Source organism: Capilliphycus salinus ALCB114379 (assembly GCF_047276495.1).
GTDB lineage: Bacteria > Cyanobacteriota > Cyanobacteriia > Cyanobacteriales > Microcoleaceae > Capilliphycus > Capilliphycus salinus.
Map to the genome: position 1 here is coordinate 6,432,534 of NZ_CP178543.1, position 16,944 is coordinate 6,449,477.

Annotated in this window: 16 protein-coding genes and 1 other RNA gene; 10 read left to right on the forward strand and 7 right to left on the reverse strand. The window is 45.0% G+C overall.

The window, feature by feature from the left end:
* The first annotated feature begins 31 nt into the window (after nt 1-31).
* The gene (gene secG / locus ACL6C3_RS25910) at nt 32-259 is read left to right on the forward strand and encodes a preprotein translocase subunit SecG (protein WP_413162470.1); all 228 of its coding nucleotides are present in this window, start codon (nt 32-34) and stop codon (nt 257-259) included.
* Nucleotides 260-285: 26 nt separating this feature from the next.
* Complete coding sequence (locus ACL6C3_RS25915; protein WP_413162472.1) at nt 286-1,014, forward strand: matrixin family metalloprotease; 729 nt, start codon at nt 286-288, stop codon at nt 1,012-1,014.
* A gap of 589 nt (nt 1,015-1,603) precedes the next feature.
* On the opposite strand, the gene ppk1 is transcribed toward ACL6C3_RS25915, so the two are convergent.
* The 3 genes from ppk1 to ACL6C3_RS25930 all read right to left on the reverse strand — a co-directional run bounded on the left by ppk1 (nt 1,604) and on the right by ACL6C3_RS25930 (nt 5,603).
* Entirely contained in the window at nt 1,604-3,757 is a 2,154-nt protein-coding gene (gene ppk1 / locus ACL6C3_RS25920; protein WP_413162473.1) for a polyphosphate kinase 1, read from the reverse strand.
* Between the two features lie 559 nt (nt 3,758-4,316).
* A complete protein-coding gene (locus ACL6C3_RS25925) occupies nt 4,317-4,928 on the reverse strand; it encodes a hypothetical protein (protein ID WP_413162475.1) in 612 nt (203 codons plus the stop codon).
* 51 nt (nt 4,929-4,979) lie between these two features.
* Nucleotides 4,980-5,603 (reverse strand): TIGR02281 family clan AA aspartic protease, encoded by a 624-nt coding sequence (locus ACL6C3_RS25930; protein WP_413162477.1) that lies wholly within the window; start codon nt 5,601-5,603, stop codon nt 4,980-4,982.
* 262 nt (nt 5,604-5,865) lie between these two features.
* On the opposite strand from ACL6C3_RS25930, the gene carA reads away from it, so the two are divergent.
* From carA to ACL6C3_RS25955, 5 genes are all read left to right on the forward strand, one after another.
* Nucleotides 5,866-7,029, forward strand: a complete 1,164-nt coding sequence (carA, locus tag ACL6C3_RS25935; RefSeq protein ID WP_413162479.1) for a glutamine-hydrolyzing carbamoyl-phosphate synthase small subunit — start codon at nt 5,866-5,868, stop codon at nt 7,027-7,029.
* Between the two features lie 90 nt (nt 7,030-7,119).
* Complete coding sequence (locus tag ACL6C3_RS25940; RefSeq protein ID WP_413162480.1) at nt 7,120-7,479, forward strand: STAS domain-containing protein; 360 nt, start codon at nt 7,120-7,122, stop codon at nt 7,477-7,479.
* Between the two features lie 75 nt (nt 7,480-7,554).
* A complete protein-coding gene (locus ACL6C3_RS25945; RefSeq protein ID WP_413162481.1) occupies nt 7,555-7,959 on the forward strand; it encodes a Mini-ribonuclease 3 in 405 nt (134 codons plus the stop codon).
* A 35-nt stretch (nt 7,960-7,994) separates the two neighbouring features.
* Nucleotides 7,995-8,879: a 23S rRNA (guanosine(2251)-2'-O)-methyltransferase RlmB gene (gene rlmB / locus ACL6C3_RS25950; protein ID WP_413162482.1), complete on the forward strand. Its 885-nt coding sequence runs from the start codon at nt 7,995-7,997 to the stop codon at nt 8,877-8,879.
* 274 nt (nt 8,880-9,153) lie between these two features.
* Nucleotides 9,154-9,435 carry a DUF1816 domain-containing protein gene (locus tag ACL6C3_RS25955; protein WP_413162484.1) on the forward strand — a complete coding sequence of 94 codons (282 nt, stop codon included), beginning with the start codon at nt 9,154-9,156 and terminating at the stop codon, nt 9,433-9,435.
* Nucleotides 9,436-9,583: 148 nt separating this feature from the next.
* Here ACL6C3_RS25955 and ACL6C3_RS25960 read toward each other — a convergent pair whose 3' ends face one another.
* Nucleotides 9,584-10,399, reverse strand: a complete 816-nt coding sequence (locus ACL6C3_RS25960; RefSeq protein ID WP_413168416.1) for an alpha/beta fold hydrolase — start codon at nt 10,397-10,399, stop codon at nt 9,584-9,586.
* A 44-nt stretch (nt 10,400-10,443) separates the two neighbouring features.
* The gene (locus ACL6C3_RS25965; RefSeq protein WP_413162485.1) at nt 10,444-11,754 is read right to left on the reverse strand and encodes a serine hydrolase; all 1,311 of its coding nucleotides are present in this window, start codon (nt 11,752-11,754) and stop codon (nt 10,444-10,446) included.
* 145 nt (nt 11,755-11,899) lie between these two features.
* Between ACL6C3_RS25965 and rnpB the strand changes: the two genes are divergently transcribed.
* The 3 genes from rnpB to ACL6C3_RS25980 all read left to right on the forward strand — a co-directional run bounded on the left by rnpB (nt 11,900) and on the right by ACL6C3_RS25980 (nt 14,168).
* Nucleotides 11,900-12,317, forward strand: an RNA gene (rnpB, locus tag ACL6C3_RS25970) — RNase P RNA component class A.
* Between the two features lie 41 nt (nt 12,318-12,358).
* Nucleotides 12,359-13,087 carry a ribonuclease III gene (gene rnc, locus ACL6C3_RS25975; protein WP_413162487.1) on the forward strand — a complete coding sequence of 243 codons (729 nt, stop codon included), beginning with the start codon at nt 12,359-12,361 and terminating at the stop codon, nt 13,085-13,087.
* Nucleotides 13,088-13,106: 19 nt separating this feature from the next.
* Complete coding sequence (locus tag ACL6C3_RS25980; RefSeq protein ID WP_413162488.1) at nt 13,107-14,168, forward strand: Gfo/Idh/MocA family protein; 1,062 nt, start codon at nt 13,107-13,109, stop codon at nt 14,166-14,168.
* 428 nt (nt 14,169-14,596) lie between these two features.
* Here the strand turns inward: ACL6C3_RS25980 and ACL6C3_RS25985 are convergent, their stop codons facing one another.
* Nucleotides 14,597-16,576 carry an ATP-binding protein gene (locus ACL6C3_RS25985; protein WP_413162490.1) on the reverse strand — a complete coding sequence of 660 codons (1,980 nt, stop codon included), beginning with the start codon at nt 16,574-16,576 and terminating at the stop codon, nt 14,597-14,599.
* Nucleotides 16,577-16,648: 72 nt separating this feature from the next.
* Nucleotides 16,649-16,774 carry a hypothetical protein gene (locus tag ACL6C3_RS25990; RefSeq protein WP_413162492.1) on the reverse strand — a complete coding sequence of 42 codons (126 nt, stop codon included), beginning with the start codon at nt 16,772-16,774 and terminating at the stop codon, nt 16,649-16,651.
* Nucleotides 16,775-16,944: the final 170 nt, after the last annotated feature.

Consider the following 16,944-nt stretch of genomic DNA (forward strand, 5'->3'; position numbering starts at 1 on the left):
CAATCAATCACACTCATCACCAACTTGAACCATGACCGTTACTGACATCTTACAAGGCATTTGGGCATTATCTGCTTTGGGATTAATCATTTTAGTATTACTGCACAGTCCCAAAGGCGATGGACTCGGTATCGGCGGACAAGCTCAACTGTTTACCAGCAGCAAAAGCGCCGAAACCACACTCAATCGGGTAACATGGATGTTAGCCATTACCTTTATTGGCTTAACGATCATTTTAAGTGCGGGTTGGATCGGTTAAAATGAATCCCATTCAGGGATCAAGCCATGCGATCGTCCCATAAACCGCCAATTTTTCTGGGCTTGGCGATCGCCATCCTCTGTATTGGGTTACTCTTATCTCAGCCCACACCGGCAACAGAAGACATCATTCCCCTCAAACCCCATCCCTTACCCACTTCCCTCGCCCAATGGGAAGATTTAACCCAAAGTGGGGACTACTTCGATCAAATAGAAGCCCTAAAAGTCGGTTATTTGGTTTGGTCGCAGTTGCCCATCAAAGTTTATATCGAACAACCAACCGACGATCAAGGTTTAAGCTGGTTTGGGGAAATTGCCTCCGCAGTCGAAGCGTGGAAAGCTTATTTACCCCTAGAAATTGTTGCAGATTCTAACTTAGCAGACATTCAAATCTTTCGCCGCCGTCCGCCTCTCGAACCCGGAAATTTACGAGCCAGTTCCGCCGAAACTCGTTATCAAGTGTTTGTGCGTCGGCGAGAAGACGGCACGCAGATGTTATCTCATCGGTTTATCATCTGGTTGAGTCCCACTCAAACCGGAAAATACATCTCATCCGCAGCCCGTCACGAATTGGGTCACGCCCTCGGAATTTGGGGTCACAGTCCCACTCAAACCGATGTCATGTATTTTGCTCAAGTTCGAGAACCGCCACCGATTTCTCCCAGAGATATTAATACCTTAAAACGCATTTATTCGCAACCCACCCGTTTGGGTTGGCCTGTAACTTTATCCTCTCAAAACACGCATTTTCCTTAAGTTCTATCATCCGCCCGCCGCGATTTGAAATTGACAATCTCCGGGATTTTCGCTATCCTAGAAAGTGAACCGAAGGGGCTAACTTGCCCCTGCGCTTGATTAAATCATCATATCCCGCGATTTCACCCCGCGATCGCAATCCAGTTAACGGCTTCATTAGCTTTATTAACAAAAATTCTCAAAAAATTCTCCGCCCGCCGCGATTTGAAATTGACAATCTCCGGGATTTCCGCTATCCTAGAAAGTGAACCGAAGGGGCTAACTTGCCCCTGCGCTTGATTAAATCATCATATCCCGCGATTTCACCCCGCGATCGCAATCCAGTTAACGGATTCGTTACCTTTATTAACAAAAATTCTCAAAAAATTCTCCGCCGGCCGCGATTTAAAATTGACAATCTCCGGGATTTTCGCTACAATTGGAGGTGAACCGAAGGGATAAACACGGGCATACGCTTGAATTTTTAATCAACCTCAGTCGATTTTCCCTCAGGAATTCGGGTGAACAGCGAACACCGGACAGGGAAAATTCAGAATAGAGAATTGATGACTTCTTCTGCCCAATCCGGCGCTCTCGTATTCGCTAAAATTCAACTTTTCAAAGCCGTTTCCATCAGAATTTGATGGGCGCTCAACTCCTTATCAGAACACCGACGGCGAACATATTCACCATCCGACTTTAAATCCCAAGCTTGACGATTATCAGAAAGCATAATACCCAAAATCTCTTGTAAATCCTTACCAATTTCAGGATCTTCAATCGGAGCAATCGCCTCTACCCGCCGATCCAAATTGCGAGGCATCCAATCAGCCGAACCGATATAAACCTCCTCCTGACCGCCATTATAAAAATAGAAAATCCGAGAATGTTCGAGGAAACGTCCGACAATACTAATCACCTTAATATTATCGCTAATACCCTCAACACCCGGACGCAAACAACAAATACCCCGAACAATCAAATCAATCGTTACACCGGCGCGAGAGGCTTCATATAAAGTCGAAATAATCCTCTGATCGACCAAAGAATTCATCTTCGCCACAATTCGACCCGTTTCTCCACTGTGAGCGTGTTCGATTTCGCGACGAATAAACGTCAAAAAGCGATCGCGCATATTCACCGGAGCAACCAACAATTTACGATAAGATTGTTGGCGAGAATGTCCCGTCAGAAAATTGAATAAATCCGTAAGATCCGCAGCCAAATCCTCGCGACAACTCAAAAGACCAATATCAGTATAAAGTTTTGCCGTTTTCGGATTATAGTTTCCAGTTCCAATATGAATATAGCGGCGAATTTTCCCTTCTTCTTGACGCACCACCATCACAATTTTAGTATGCGTCTTCAGTCCGACCACCCCATAAACCACATGAACCCCGCTACTTTCAAGTTTGCGCGCCCATTGGATATTATTTTCCTCATCAAAGCGAGCTTTGAGTTCAACTAAAGCCGCAACTTGTTTACCGTTTTCCGCAGCAGAAATCAGAGCATTAACAATCGGAGAATCTCCCGAGGTGCGATAAAGCGTCATTTTAATTGCTAACACATCCGGATCGTGAGCCGCTTGTTCGATAAAGCGTTGCACCGTCGCCGAAAAAGATTGATAGGGATGATGCACAAACACATCTTTGTGGCGAAGCGTCGAAAAAATATCTTTGGCTTCCTCGCCATTTCCACAAGCATCGGTGACATTTTCGCTCTGTTGCAGCCAACGCGGTAACACCGGACTCCAAGGTTGATCTTTTAATTCCGGTAACGGCAGCGACATAAAAGACATCAGATCCTTTAAACCCAGTAGTCCTTCAACCGTGTAAATGTCTTCCGGTTCTAACTCCATCTCCTCATAGAGCATTTCTTTAATTGCGCTTGGCATCGTCGGATTGATTTCCATCCGCACAACCGACCCACCCACGCGACGCTTGCGGAGTTCTTGCTCAATGACTAACAGCAAGTCATCTCCTTCGTCTTCCTGAACCGATAAGTCCGCATCGCGGGTAATCCGGAAAGGGTGATATTCTAAAATATCCATTCCCGGAAACAGAGATTCCAGGTTATGGGCGATCACTTGTTCGAGGGGGACTCCCGTCCACACACTCACTTCTTCCTCTTTCTCGATGCGGAGGGTTTCCGGAAGCGGAATAAACCGGGGGAGTAGTTTCGGGACTTTCACCCGAGCGAGTAAGTCTTCTTTCGTTTCCGGGTTTTTTAGGACAACCGCTAAGTTTAAACTCAGGTTGGAGATGTAAGGGAACGGATGACTGCGGTCAATGGCTAACGGCGTCAAAACCGGAAAAATTTGTTCCTCAAAATAACTTTGTAGGTAGGTTCGCTGTTCTTGGTTGAGATCGATATAATTGAGCAGGTGAACCCCAAATTTAACTAATTCCGGTTTCAGCGTTTTCTCAAAAAATTGGTGTTGCTCAGTCACCATCGGTAGCAGTTTTTGATGAATTTCGTTCAGTTGCTGTTGCGGTGTGCGACCATCTGGGGTTAACTTGTTAACATTGGCTTCTTTTTGGCGCTTTAAACCTGCCACCCGCACCATGAAGAATTCATCCAGGTTGGAGCTATAAATTGCTAAGAATTTTAGACGTTCGATCAACGGAGTCTGAGAGTTGAACGCTTCTGCTAACACTCGACGGTTGAACTCAAGCCAACTTAATTCTCGGTTAAAATAATATTTCGGATCGTTTAAATTAATTTCGTCAGATGCTTTGGTTTTGGTTTTTTCTGTTTTTGCCATTGTCTTAATCGGGGTAGAGGTCGTTAGATCGCAACTCGCATTGCAGGGGTTGAGTGGAGAAAGTCCAGAATTATCCGAATGATCAGCAGTGTAGCACTGGTACGCCAATCGGTCGTTAATAAAATGTTAAACTTTGATTTAGAGGCATAAGTTACAGTTTAGACGAGAACGTTTTTAGCCGTTTTCGCCCGATTTTTTGCCCCGCTCTAAAAAAATAAATTATAATTGGATTGCCAAATCAATTCAAGTCTAGATCAACTCAGACTCTTTGGGTTTGACCATCAGAAGACAATCAATTCCTAGAAAAACTCCGCACCCAATCACCCGCTTGGAATTCTCCAGAAAGACTAATATTCTAACAAGAGAAGTCGCCCAAACGGGCTAGATCTTCGGAACTATCATCCTCAATTTTTAACTATTCTAAACCCAACACCTCACCCCTCACACCTGACATCGGATAGAATTTTATTGAAACTTCTTGAAATCAATTCAATTCCATCCTCTATTCCCCAGGAAATAACTCAATCCTCAATTGGGAATTTATTCCCCGAAAATAGAGTTAGGCTGAACGCTTCATCGCTTCTAATAAAATACTTAACGCCCGATCTTCTTCGGGATTGACTCGACGATCCAGCAACGCAATTCCCACCGCTTTTTCTAACGCGATCGCCGCCACATCCGGTTCGAGTCCTTCCACTAACAAATCTAAAGATTGCGGAATTTTTAACGCCGAACGAATTCCGAGGACTAACTCCGGATCGAGTTCCAGACTTTCTAAAAGAGGTAAAACTCGATCCCAATCCATTTCCGAGTCCGGTTGCTCGACTTGAATCATATAAGCCAGCAAACGCTGTAATTTTACCTGTTGTTTGGCAGGAATTTTATCGTAAGTTAACCCATTACTGGAATCATTGGAGGCAATATTTCCATCATTACCAATATGATCAATAATCTTTTGCCAGTCTGTACCATCGCAACTTTGCGGTTTTTTCACCCGCAAAGCCACCTGAATTTGATCGCAATTACTCTCAAGTTGAATCACCTGCGCTTCTACACCCAGATAACTCAACCATCGCCCAATCATTTGAACTAGAGTTTGACGAGTGCTGGTGGAGTTGGCTAACAGACGAATTTGAGTGCGAACCAATGGACGAACAATTTCTGTAAGCATTCACAGAACCCGAATTCATTGCAAAGCTAATCTCTTAGATAATAGCAACCCTCAACCCCTTTCCCTAAATTCGATCACATCTTCTTTAATAGTCACATCGTAACGGCCAAAGAAATCCTGTCCCAACAGTCCCAGATCTAACGCCGGGGCGATCGCCACCGCAACATTAGACATTTTTGCACCCGCCACATTGATAGACTGAACTAAACCAATATCAAATGCCACATTTCTCTGACTCGGGGTGTCCGCTATTCCCCGTCCTGAGGGAATTACCCCCAACATTTCCGCCATCACCGGGGTGATCGCCGTACCGCTAGCCCCCGTATCTACTAACATCCTAAAAGTTTGATTTTCATTAAAAACCACTTCAATCACCGGTATTCCGCCCTTACGCTCAATAATTTGGGCTTGATAGACTCCCGGTGTGGCACTGGCTGTCGATGTCGGATCAAATTCCGGTTCTGGAAAAACACAGATACTATTCAAACGCACATAGTTTCCCGCTTGATTTTTCAGAAAACAGCCCGGAAGTTCTTGGGCGCTCGTTCCCACGACCTTACTCATAACCAATGCGCTCATCGAAGCGAAAACAGACACCCACCGCAGGGGTTTGATCCGTTTAGCACTTTGAGAAATTTTAGCTTCAGTCCGTTGGGGTGTTAAGTTTTTATTCATAGTACCGACCTCAGTTGTTGTTGAACACTACAAAACTCAAATGATGAAATTCTGAAGAAAGGATAAAGGGGGTGACACGGCGATGGCCGCAAATGTAGTGACAACAGAACAACTCACGCAGCCCGGTAGCTCAACCCCAATTGAGGGTTTGTTTCTATTCTATCAAGACCAGTCAAACCAACAAATAAGCTAAAGAAATACAGCCCAACGGGAGAATGTTTGGGATAATCAACACTGATCGTAGTTAAGGGTCGAAAAGTCCATGTCGCTTGTTTCTGCTCAAAGCGCTCTGCTCGTTCTCGCTGACGGTACCACTTATCGAGGGTGGTCTTTTGGTGCATCGGGAACCGTTGTGGGAGAAGTTGTCTTTAATACCGGGATGACTGGCTATCAGGAAGTCTTGACCGATCCCAGTTATCTCGGCCAAATTGTCACGTTTACTTACCCCGAGTTGGGAAATACCGGAGTTAACCCTGAAGATGAAGAGTCTCAGCGTCCTCAGGTGCGGGGGGCGATCGCTCGCAATATTTGTACCCGTCCGAGTAACTGGCGGGCTACTCAATCTCTGTCCGACTACCTCAAACAGCACAATATTCCCGGAATTTATGGGATTGATACTCGCGCTTTAACCCGCAAAATTCGCACCGTTGGGGCGATGAATGGCGCCATTTCTACCGAAATTCTCGATCCGGCTGAATTGCGATCGCTCGTCGAGCAAGCACCCAGTATGGCCGGGTTAAATTTGGTTAAAGAAGTTACCACCAAGACCATGTATGAATGGTCCGAACCCACCGATCGCGTTTGGGAGTTTAGTCCGTCTTTAGCTTCAGGGGAAGCCGTAGAACCCCGTTATACCGTCGTTGCGATTGATTTTGGCATTAAACGCAATATTTTGCGCCGTTTGGCTAGTTATGGCTGTCGCGTGATTGTGGTTCCCGCCGATACCAGTGCCGAAGAAATTCTTAAGTACAATCCCGATGGGATTTTTCTCTCTAATGGACCTGGAGATCCGGCCGCCGTCACCGAGGGGATTACCACCACTCGCGAATTGCTCAAGTCCAGTAAGCCCGTGTTTGGGATCTGTATGGGACATCAAATTTTGGGCTTGTCTCTCGGTGCGGAAACTTTTAAGCTCAAGTTTGGTCATCGCGGTTTGAACCAGCCCGCCGGCCTGCAACGACAGGTGGAAATTACCAGCCAAAATCACGGGTTTGCCATTAATCCCGATAGTTTGGCCGATGGCGTCGAAATTACTCATTTCAATCTCAACGATCGCACCGTTGCCGGATTGAAACACAAGAATTTGCCCTTTTTCTCCGTACAATATCACCCCGAAGCCAGCCCCGGCCCTCACGACGCCGACTATTTGTTTGAACAGTTTATTCAACAGATGGAACAAGCAAAGAGCCAGTCACCGAGTCGCTGAAAACTCTAGACAATTTGACAAAAAGAAACTATACTGGATCGGCAATGTACGGACTACAGTTAGGAGGATGCCATTCCTGAGCAATTAAACTTGACCGTAAGCCTAAGGGGCAATCGCGATGTTAAAGAGAATTATCAGTTGTTCCGTCTGACCGGCTTACTCGATGCCTTTTCGGAAGCCACTTTCCGCAAGGTGATCAGTAACTGCATAGACGGAGGACCAAAAAACATCGTCTTGGACTTGTCTCAAATCGATTTTGTAGATAGCTCGGGGCTAGGCGCACTGGTAAAGCTTGCCAAGAAGGCTAAAACCGACGGAGGGAGTTTACAAATCGTAACCAACCCTCGTGTCACCCAGACCGTCAAGCTAGTACGCTTGGAAAAGTTTCTCTCCTTACAGGCTTCAGTGGAAGCTGCGGTCGAGAATATAGAGAAAAAATCCTCAGAGTGAACCCATCAAGCTATCTATCCAATACAAGAGACTCAAAAATCGGCCAGCGTGCTGTCTGGCTGATCTTTTATGCAAATGGATCATTCCCCGCTCAAATTTGAACAAGTTCAACAACTGTCTCCGGCTTCTTGGGCTTATCTGGGAGATGCAGTATATGAGTTGTATATCCGTCACTTTTATCTGATCCCTCCAAAGCGATCGCAACTTTATCATCAGCTAGTCGTTTCTCAGGTGAGGGCGGAAAGTCAAGCCCGTCACCTGCGATCGCTCGAACCTCATCTCTCAGCAGCAGAATTGGAAGTGGTTCGTCGGGGAAGAAACGCAGCAGTCAGAGGGCCAAAGCGCATCGATCCTCAAACCTATCAACTCGCAACCAGTCTGGAGACTTTAGTGGGATATCTCTACCTAACCGATCCCGAACGTTTGTCTCAATTGCTCGGCAAATTAGACTTGGAAACAGAGGTCAAATCGACCCAATAGAAAACCTGTGAAAGTTTAGCACGGGAATAAAACAGATGAGTAAAGACTCCCAACGTCCGCAACCCAAGTCCAGGGGACAGCAGAATCGGCCAAAGCTGGAAACCAACAAGCGATCGCCAGCCCCTCAAAATTCCTCAACTCAACCCGGATCGAACCCCGACAAGGGAGACGATCCCGAGATGGACTTGATTTATGGACGCCATACGGTTTTGGCCGCTTTAGAACATCAGCGGGCGCTCAATCGCATTTGGATGATTCCCCAACTGCAATCGGATCATCGCTTTCAAAAAGGCTTGTCTACAGCCAAGGCAAATGGTACGCTAATCGATAGGGTGAGCAATCGGCGTCTCGATCAAATTGCACCGGGAACCAATCACCAAGGTATTGTAGCTCAAGTCTCACCTTATGAGTACAAAGAACTCTCAGAATTAATCGATCTCGCTCAAGCGGCAAGTCCTGAACCGGTAATCGTGATGGCGGAGGGGTTAAGCGATCCCCACAACTTAGGAGCGATTATCCGCACATCAGAAGCAATCGGCGCATCAGGCTTAATTTTACCCCAACGTCGGGCGGTCGGGATTACCTCGACGGTGATGAAAGTAGCCGCAGGAGCATTAGAAACGTTTCCCGTTTCCAGGGTGGTTAATCTCAATCGCGCTCTCGAAGAACTCAAACAGGCAGGATTTTGGATTTACGGTACATCGGCAACTGCTCAACACGCTTTATATACAGTTAAGTTTAGCGGGCCGGTGGTGTTAGTGGTCGGAAGTGAAGGTCAAGGTTTAAGTCGGTTGCTTGAGGAGAGTTGTGATGTTTTAGTTTCAATTCCGTTAGTCGGACAGACCCCAAGCCTGAACGTTTCAGTGGCTACAGGAATGGCACTGTATGAAATTTATCGTCAGCGTCGGTCTGCCGAATAGTCCTCTGGCTTCCCCTTCCCGAAACCGTATCAATAGATTCTTTCTGAGCGCAAAAGATTAAGATAAAGTAACAAAACTCCATATTTCGACAAGGAGGTACATCGAGCCTGGAAATCGGGAGTCTGTTCGAGAAAGCAGGAAGTGTCGCCAGTCCCATCGTTGAAAACAGAAATCCGAGATGGGTCTAAGAAAATTATTAACTTTATCGGATCGGCAACCCGTGCGATCGCCTTGGGAATAACCGTCAAACCTTTGATAAACGGAAACCGCAAACATGAAAGAACTTTTGATTAATCTACTCAATTTCTTTGGGTTAGCGTTTTGGGTCGAAATTATTACCAAAGACCCAAACTGTACCTATTACTTCGGCCCGTTTTTAACCGCCCAAGACGCCCATGATGCTAAAGTCGGTTATGTCGAAGATATCGAAACAGAAGGCGCTCACAGCTACAGCGTTTCGGTGAAACGTTGTAAACCCTCTCGCCTAACTGTAGCCGAAGATCTCGAAAAAACCATCGATCAACAGATTATTCCCGCTTTTAGTCCTCAATCTTAATATAGGCAATCGGGAATCGGCAACAGGCAAGATGTTCTAGGGGCGGGTTCTCACGGGTTTTCAATAGATAGATCGTCTCCGGCTAACTCATATTAACCCGCCCTACTCTCAAATATCATAAAGACAATTTGCTAGAAACAGGTTTAGGCTAGAATACGTGAGTATTCAACCAGTTTTCAATATCATCTCGAACCTGTTGGGGAATTTCCCAAGGAAAAAGATGAGCCGTTTGAGGATAGCAATAAAACTCCGCATTTGGCAAATGTTGAGCGGTGGCTTGACTCGACTGGGCGGTAATATGGCGATCGCGATCACCGGCTAACACCAGACTAGGAGATTGTATCACAGCCAGATCCCCCTGACGATTATATCTTGCTCTGAGGGCTTGACTCAAGGCTTGAGTCGCATAACGAGAAGTTTGCAGGTAGGCGGGTAAAGCTTCGCGGGCGATGTATTTGTACGCCGTCGGAGTATGCTGTTGAATCAGATATCTAAACAGCGATCGCTTTCCAAACGTGTTAATATTCCATTGCCAACCCGGAACCAACCCGTTAATAATTCCCGCCAAACCCGTATAAAAATAGTCAACCCAAGTAATAGGAGGATGGTTTCCTATAGGATAAGCCGCAGTCGCAACTAAAATTAACCCCGTTACCCGTTGGGGAAATTTTAACGCCAATTCCAGGGCGAGAATTCCTCCCAAAGACCATCCTAAAATTAAACACTGATCAATATTAAGCCGATCAAGTAAGTTCTCTAAATCAATTAAATGATCCTGCATTTGAAAAGATTTAGATGCCCGACTTTGACCGTATCCCCGCAAGTCCGGGGCGACAGTTTGGAACCGACCGGATAAAAAATCCGTAAAAACAGACATACATTGACCGGAACCCGGATGACCGTGAAGACAAAGAATCGGAAATCCTTCGCCTTTGATTTTAGTATTTAAGGGTAAAGGTTCCATCATTCCAAGGTTCCAAATAATCGTTAAATTCTGAAAGACGAGATTTAAAGATGACCGTTTTGAATAATATGTTCGGCAATTTTAGAGATAGCTTTTCGGATTTCAAAAATATGACCGGTATTATTATCAATCACCGTAATAATATAGCGCTCTCCATCAATACTAACGGCTAAAGTTGTGCCTAAAACCCGAGAATTTTGACCCGTTTTTTCCCCCAACCATTGAGCTTCCAAATCCTCCAAAGCGGCGTAACCAATCGCCCGGTCGTACTGGCGGTTTAAAGCTTCTATTAAAGCTTCAGCGCCCGGATATTCATAATTATAGGTTTTCACCATCATTTCCGTCAATTCCGCACTGGTCAGGCGGTTGCGTCCGCTTCCGGGACGTCTGGGCATGATCCGATCGCCCATTAATTTGAATTTGACTTTTGTTTCTTTGAAACCCTGTTTTTCCAGCGTTTTATTAATAAAATCTTGACCCAAATAATCGATCAGTTGGTTGGTGGCAATATTGCTACTGTGATCGATCATTTCTCCCATTAAAGTTTTCAGAGGATAGCTCGTTCTCGCCCGAATATTTGACGCATCTTCGGTGAAGTTTCCGCCATCGACATAAACTTCTTTTTCCAGGCTAATATTTTCTTGGGCAAGCTTATCTAAAAGAGCCACCGCAATCGGAACTTTAATCAAACTCGCGGGACTGGCGGGGGGCTGTTCGCCCCGCAGATGAGCGCAATCTCGGCTGAGATTACAAACGCTAATCATTGCAGTTTTTGACAAGTCACTTTCGTCGCGAATCTTTTCTAAAAAGGTCGTTTGAGCCAGTTGGATTTCTTTGGTAACGCTCATTAAGCTGACTTGATACTGTTGGGATTTATCGGAAGCTTGATGAGCAATTAATGAATTTTCCGGTATTTCGTTTAAATTGCCGATCGCCTGTTTCCAAAGTTGCTGACTTTGCTTTTTAATCGCCAAAGAATCCGAAGAATTAGACTCGTCAGTACGAATCGCTTCTGTCGCCAAACGAATCGCCTGTTTCCAGTTATCATTAGCTCTGCGTTCAATTAAAATTTGAACTTCCACATCTTTTAACTGTTTAAACAACTGGCGATCGCGATAAAACGAAGAACTATCAGACAGCACAGAATTTAAAAAACCGGGTTCAGAAGCCTCTTGAACCGGCGTTTCTAATTCCTCAATCAGTTGATCGCGCAGTGTAACTAATTCGTCTAGAGAACGAGCGCCATAAAGATCGTTCGACGATCCAAACATCGGTAAAGATTGAGTTAATCCCACACCCACAGCGATCGCCAAACTACTGGTCAAAGTCGTGGCCCAACGTAACAGTCGCGGCATCTCGTTCTCCTGACACAACCCACACACAACACCGTTATTAAACATCACTTTGTAGGTATCTGTAAACGTGCGGGAGTAACATTCGATCCGATAACGGTTTTCAACCCGGAAGGAAACAACAGTTGTGAGATACTATTGAACTAGAGAGAGTCAGCGATCGGCAGTTGCGGACTCATAACCCGAGTCTGAGGAAAGTCCGGACTCCCAAAAGACTGAACCTGCTGGGTAACGCCCAGTGCGAGCGATCGTGAGGATAGTGCCACAGAAAAATACCGCCTTTTCAGCCAACAAGTACCGTGCAGTACCATGCTACTGATAACTGATAACTGAAAAGGTAAGGGTGCAAAGGTGCGGTAAGAGCGCACCAGCAGCGTTGAGAGGCGTTGGCTCGGTAAACCCCAGGTGGGAGCAAGGACGGAGGAACTATGGTTGGTCTTTTACCGGTTCCAATACATGGAGGTGCCGCTTGAGGTGTTTGGTAACAAACATCCCAGATAGATAACTGCCCTCTTGACTGGAGACAGTGGAGAGAACAGAATCCGGCTTATGTCTGGCTCTCTCTTTTTCGGAAATTCCGAAGTAATGATAGCGTGAGAACATTACCATGAAAATCGGCTATCCAAACCGCCAACGTCAGTTGGAAAAGCTGGTTGAACGTTTGGGACTGTCGGAAAAAGACCCCATTAAATGGCAGTTGTTAGATCTGGCGTTGACCCATCCTTCGATCTCAGCCGAAGCGAACTATGAGCAGTTAGAATTTGTTGGAGATGCGGTGGTCCGGCTGGCCGCTTCTGAGTTTTTGTGGGAAACTTATCCCCAACAACCGGTCGGAGAGTTTAGCGCCATTCGTTCGGTGTTGGTCAGCGATCGCTTTTTGGCCGAAATTGCCGAAAGTTATGGCATTGGTCGATATTTGCTCATTGGCGGAAGTGCGGCACAAGATCGCATGGGTCAGCAGTCCCGTTTGGCGGACTGTTTGGAAGCGATATTAGCGGCTTTTTATTTGAGTACCCAAAATTTACAACTGATTCGCCCCTGGCTGCAACCTCATTTTCAAAACGGCGCCACTCAAATTCTACGCGATCCCGCCCGTCAAAACTACAAAGCCGCATTACAGGAGTGGACGCAAAGTCATTACAAAGTATTACCCGAATATACCGTAAAAGAAAGCGGGCCGATGGGAGATCTTCAGCGGTTCACGGCGCAAGTTTGGTTTCAAGGTCAAGCCGTCGGTCAAGGTCGCGGACGGTCGATCAAAGCCGCAGAACAGGCAGCCGCTCAACAAGCTTATCAGGCTTTGGTGATTTCGCCTGAGAAGAAAAATCAAGATTAATTCAGGATTATTTAAGTTTATGAGAAATCCGATCAAAATGGCGGTGTTTGGGGCGGGTCGTTGGGGAACCCATTTGATCCGCAATTTTTATCACCATCCCCAAGCGCAGGTGGTGGCGATCGCCGATCCTCATTTTCCCCGACTTCAGACCGTTAAAGACCGCTTAAATTTAGATGATACGGTGAAATTGGAGACGGATTGGTTAAAGGTTATTAACGATTATCCCCTAGATGCCGTTGCGATCGCAACTCCCGCCTCTACCCACTACACCCTGATTTCTGAGGCTTTAAGGCGGGGTTATCATGTTTTTGCCGAAAAACCTCTGACGCTCAAACTTTCCGAGTCTCAGAGCCTTTGTAGCTTGGCTAAAGAGCATAATCGTCAACTGTTCATCGACCATACTTATTTGTTTCATCCGGCGGTGAGAACCGGTCAGGGGGTGATTGCCTCTGGACGCTTGGGAGAGTTACGCTACGGGTATGCGACGCGGACTCACCTCGAACCCGTGCGACAGGATGTTGATGCGCTGTGGGATTTGGCAATTCACGATATTGGCATTTTTAACAGTTGGTTGGGAGAAAAACCGGTGAAAGTGCAAGCAACGGGAACGGTTTGGCTACAACCGGAGGGGAGTTTTGATCTCGATAGTCCCGGTTTTCCGATTTCTCATCCGATTTCAGGGTTATCTGATTTGGTGATGGCGACCATTACTTATGAGTCGGGTTTTCAAGCTTTTTTACATTTTTGTTGGTTAAATCCCGATAAACAGCGGCGTTTGGCGGTGGTTGGGAGTCAAGGAACGTTGATTTTTGATGAGTTGTTAAAAGACCAACCGTTAACCTTGCAGCGGGGGTATTTGGAAACCGTTGGGGAAGGGTTTAAAGCCGCAGGGGTTGCATCGGAGAAAATAGAGGTAGAACCGGCCGAACCTTTGGCTAAAGTTTGCGATCGCTTTTTACATTGTGTTCGCGAAAATCAAGTTTGTTCGATTTCTTCCGGGGAAATTGGAACTGATTTGGTTCGGGTTCTTTGTGCTTTGAGTGAATCTCTTGTACAAGGTGGAAAACCGATTCGTTTATAGACCGACTATTTTATAAATTATATCACTTACAGTCACCAGTCACCAATATTGTAGGGGCGGGTTTTTTCAGTCACCAGTCACCAATATTGTAGGGGCGGGTTTTTTCAGTCACCAGTCACTCATTACCAGTCACCAATATTGTAGGGGCGGGTTCCGTAAAAATGGATGTTTTCCCCACAAATAATTATTCTAAACCCGCCCCGGAGTCAAGAGAAGTCGTGAGGTCGCGAAGTCACAAAGTCAGAAGTTATTGATAACTGCTGAACCCGAAGGGTGACTGGTGACTGTAAAGGGGCGGGTTTATTTAACCAATTTCTAGGTCATATAAATCTACTTATAACCAGTCCCTACAAGGTTTTTGGCGGGTTGATTTAACTAATTTTTGGGTCATATAAATCTAATCAGAACCCATCCTACAAATTAAAATGCTATAAATTAGAAAATAACTTAGTCTCCGAGGAAGATAAGGCGACAGGGAGGGTAATTGTTACAGTGGTTCCTTGATTTTCGCCTTTGCTGTAAAGGTCAATAGAACCGCCCATCATATTCATTAAACTTTGAGAAATCGTTAATCCTAAGCCGATTCCGCCAAATTCGCGAGTGGTGGAACCATCAACAACGACAAAGGGTTGAAAGAGTTTATCTTGTTTATCGAGAGCGACACCAATTCCCGTATCTTTGACAAGAATTCTAGCTTGAAATTGCTTTTCGCAGGACTCGTAGGTGATGCGGTCACAGTGTATGATCGGTTCAATTTCAGCAATAACAGTAATGCTACCTTTTTTCGTGAATTTGACAGCATTACTCAAAATATTGAGAAAAACCTGTTTGAGTTTATCGGGGTCAGCCCAAACTTTTATCGAAGGTTTGAGATGAACTTTTAACGATAAACCTTTTTGATGAATTTCTAAGCTTTGAATAGCGATAGCTTCTTGGATGATTTGAACTAAATCAACGGTTTTTTGAGTTAGGGATAATTTTCCTTCTTGAATCAGAGCGATATCTAAAATATCATTAACAATACTGTATAAATGCAGGGCTGATTCATTCGCCATATCTAAATATTCTTGTTCTTCTTCGGGAGTATCGCACAAATCATCTCGCAGAAATTGTAGGGAGTTAATAATACCGTTGAGGGGGGTTCTCAGTTCGTGAGAAATTATCCGCAAAAATTCATCTTTGAGTTGATTGGCAATTTGGGCTTCTTTGGTGGCGAGTTCTAACGCAGAAGCTCTTGATTGTAGCCGTTCAACCATTATACTAATTGCTTGTCCGAGTTGAATAAATTCTCGAATTCTCAAGTTTTGAGGAACCGGTCGGGGTGATTCTCGGCTATTAATTGTTAAGGCGTAATCTCGTAATCGTTCCAGAGGACGGGCTAAATCTCTAGATAAATAAAGGGCTGCAATTATACTCGCTGCAATTAAACTAAAGGTCAAATAAAATAACACCGAGTTGATTTCTTTTAAGCCGGAAAGTGCATCATCCAAACTGGCGACGGCTAAAATCACCCATTGATTACCTTTTTCTTGGGAAATCGGACTGGGAATTGCACCGTATCCGGCCAATAATTCTTTTCCGTCTTGATCGAAAAAGAACAAATGTACAAAATCTGTCTGTCCGGATAATGCGCTATTAATAATATTTCTAAGTCGGGGACCGTCCGCTTCTTGATCGATATTGACTCCCACTCGTTCGGGTTCGGGATGGGCAATAATTCGTCCGGCTTCATCTATAATTACCGTAAAACCCGTTAAGGATTTGGGTCTATCTTTCCAGGATAAGGGTAAATAGGATTCTAAAATCAAGACATATCGTAACTGCTTAAAATCAGAAAAATTGTTGACATACACCGGCGCCATAAAAACAAGCTGAACTCGATTTCGCCAGGGGGGGATATCCGTTGAGTTTTCCGAATTTAAAGCCCGGTTGATTTGAGCCTTAAAGATTCGATTTTGTATATAAACATTGTTCGGACTCAACACTTGATCTGAAGGTTTTTCTGTAGACCATTGGTTGGGAGGAATAGAAGTAATTGCTTCATTTCCACAGCTAGTTGCTTTCATCTCGTTGGTTTGAAGATCAACCAGTTGTAAACAGTTGACTTGGGTGGGAAGTTGTTCTTCTAGCTGTTTGATAAATTGTTGATAATTTTTCGATTCTTCCGATTGTAATATTGTGCTTTGTGTTGCTAAAATAAGATTGGAGCGCAAAGATTTTACCCAGTCGTCGATATCTTGTGCCATCTCGACTGCGCTTTCCGTTAAATTGAGACGAGCAGTTTCCAATAAACCTGACCTAGCCTTTCGATAAGTCACATATTCTCCCGCTAGGAGAACCGGAACACTTAGCAGTAAAATCCGGGACAGAAGCATACGACGAAATGAGGATTGACCGAGTTTAGGCATAGTCCGTTTTGAACTGTTTGAACTGAAAGTGCATGATTGGGGGAGTAGCTTAATCTCAATTAAAGCAGGATATTAGCGATAAAAAGCAGATGTGAATTCAAAAAGTTGATTGGGTAGGCTGGCGCATGAACTAACGCTGCGGTGAGATTGCAAACCCGTTCCGGTAAGATTAGACGTTCTAATTCTATGATAAGTCATATTTTACGTTTCTCTTTACATCGTAACCCTTATTAACCTCGATGGCATCCTCAACAATATATTGCTTGGGATAAAATTCTCAGATTCAGATAGAGTTATCCGTTCAACCAAATATTTAGATAGACCGATTCCCTGGCCAGCAAGTCTATTGTTTTTCTCCCCAATACTGA

Coding starts and splice junctions, on each gene's coding strand:
- ACL6C3_RS25960 (WP_413168416.1), bottom strand. CDS start 10,399: ATGGAACCTTTACCCTTAAATACTAAAATCAAAGGCGAAGGATTTCCG.
- carA (WP_413162479.1), top strand. CDS start 5,866: ATGTCGCTTGTTTCTGCTCAAAGCGCTCTGCTCGTTCTCGCTGACGGT.
- rlmB (WP_413162482.1), top strand. CDS start 7,995: ATGAGTAAAGACTCCCAACGTCCGCAACCCAAGTCCAGGGGACAGCAG.
- ACL6C3_RS25955 (WP_413162484.1), top strand. CDS start 9,154: ATGAAAGAACTTTTGATTAATCTACTCAATTTCTTTGGGTTAGCGTTT.
- ACL6C3_RS25985 (WP_413162490.1), bottom strand. CDS start 16,576: ATGCCTAAACTCGGTCAATCCTCATTTCGTCGTATGCTTCTGTCCCGG.
- ACL6C3_RS25915 (WP_413162472.1), top strand. CDS start 286: ATGCGATCGTCCCATAAACCGCCAATTTTTCTGGGCTTGGCGATCGCC.
- ACL6C3_RS25945 (WP_413162481.1), top strand. CDS start 7,555: ATGGATCATTCCCCGCTCAAATTTGAACAAGTTCAACAACTGTCTCCG.
- ACL6C3_RS25930 (WP_413162477.1), bottom strand. CDS start 5,603: ATGAATAAAAACTTAACACCCCAACGGACTGAAGCTAAAATTTCTCAA.
- ACL6C3_RS25925 (WP_413162475.1), bottom strand. CDS start 4,928: ATGCTTACAGAAATTGTTCGTCCATTGGTTCGCACTCAAATTCGTCTG.
- ppk1 (WP_413162473.1), bottom strand. CDS start 3,757: ATGGCAAAAACAGAAAAAACCAAAACCAAAGCATCTGACGAAATTAAT.
- secG (WP_413162470.1), top strand. CDS start 32: ATGACCGTTACTGACATCTTACAAGGCATTTGGGCATTATCTGCTTTG.
- ACL6C3_RS25965 (WP_413162485.1), bottom strand. CDS start 11,754: ATGCCGCGACTGTTACGTTGGGCCACGACTTTGACCAGTAGTTTGGCG.
- rnc (WP_413162487.1), top strand. CDS start 12,359: ATGAAAATCGGCTATCCAAACCGCCAACGTCAGTTGGAAAAGCTGGTT.
- ACL6C3_RS25980 (WP_413162488.1), top strand. CDS start 13,107: ATGAGAAATCCGATCAAAATGGCGGTGTTTGGGGCGGGTCGTTGGGGA.
- ACL6C3_RS25990 (WP_413162492.1), bottom strand. CDS start 16,774: ATGACTTATCATAGAATTAGAACGTCTAATCTTACCGGAACGGGTTTG.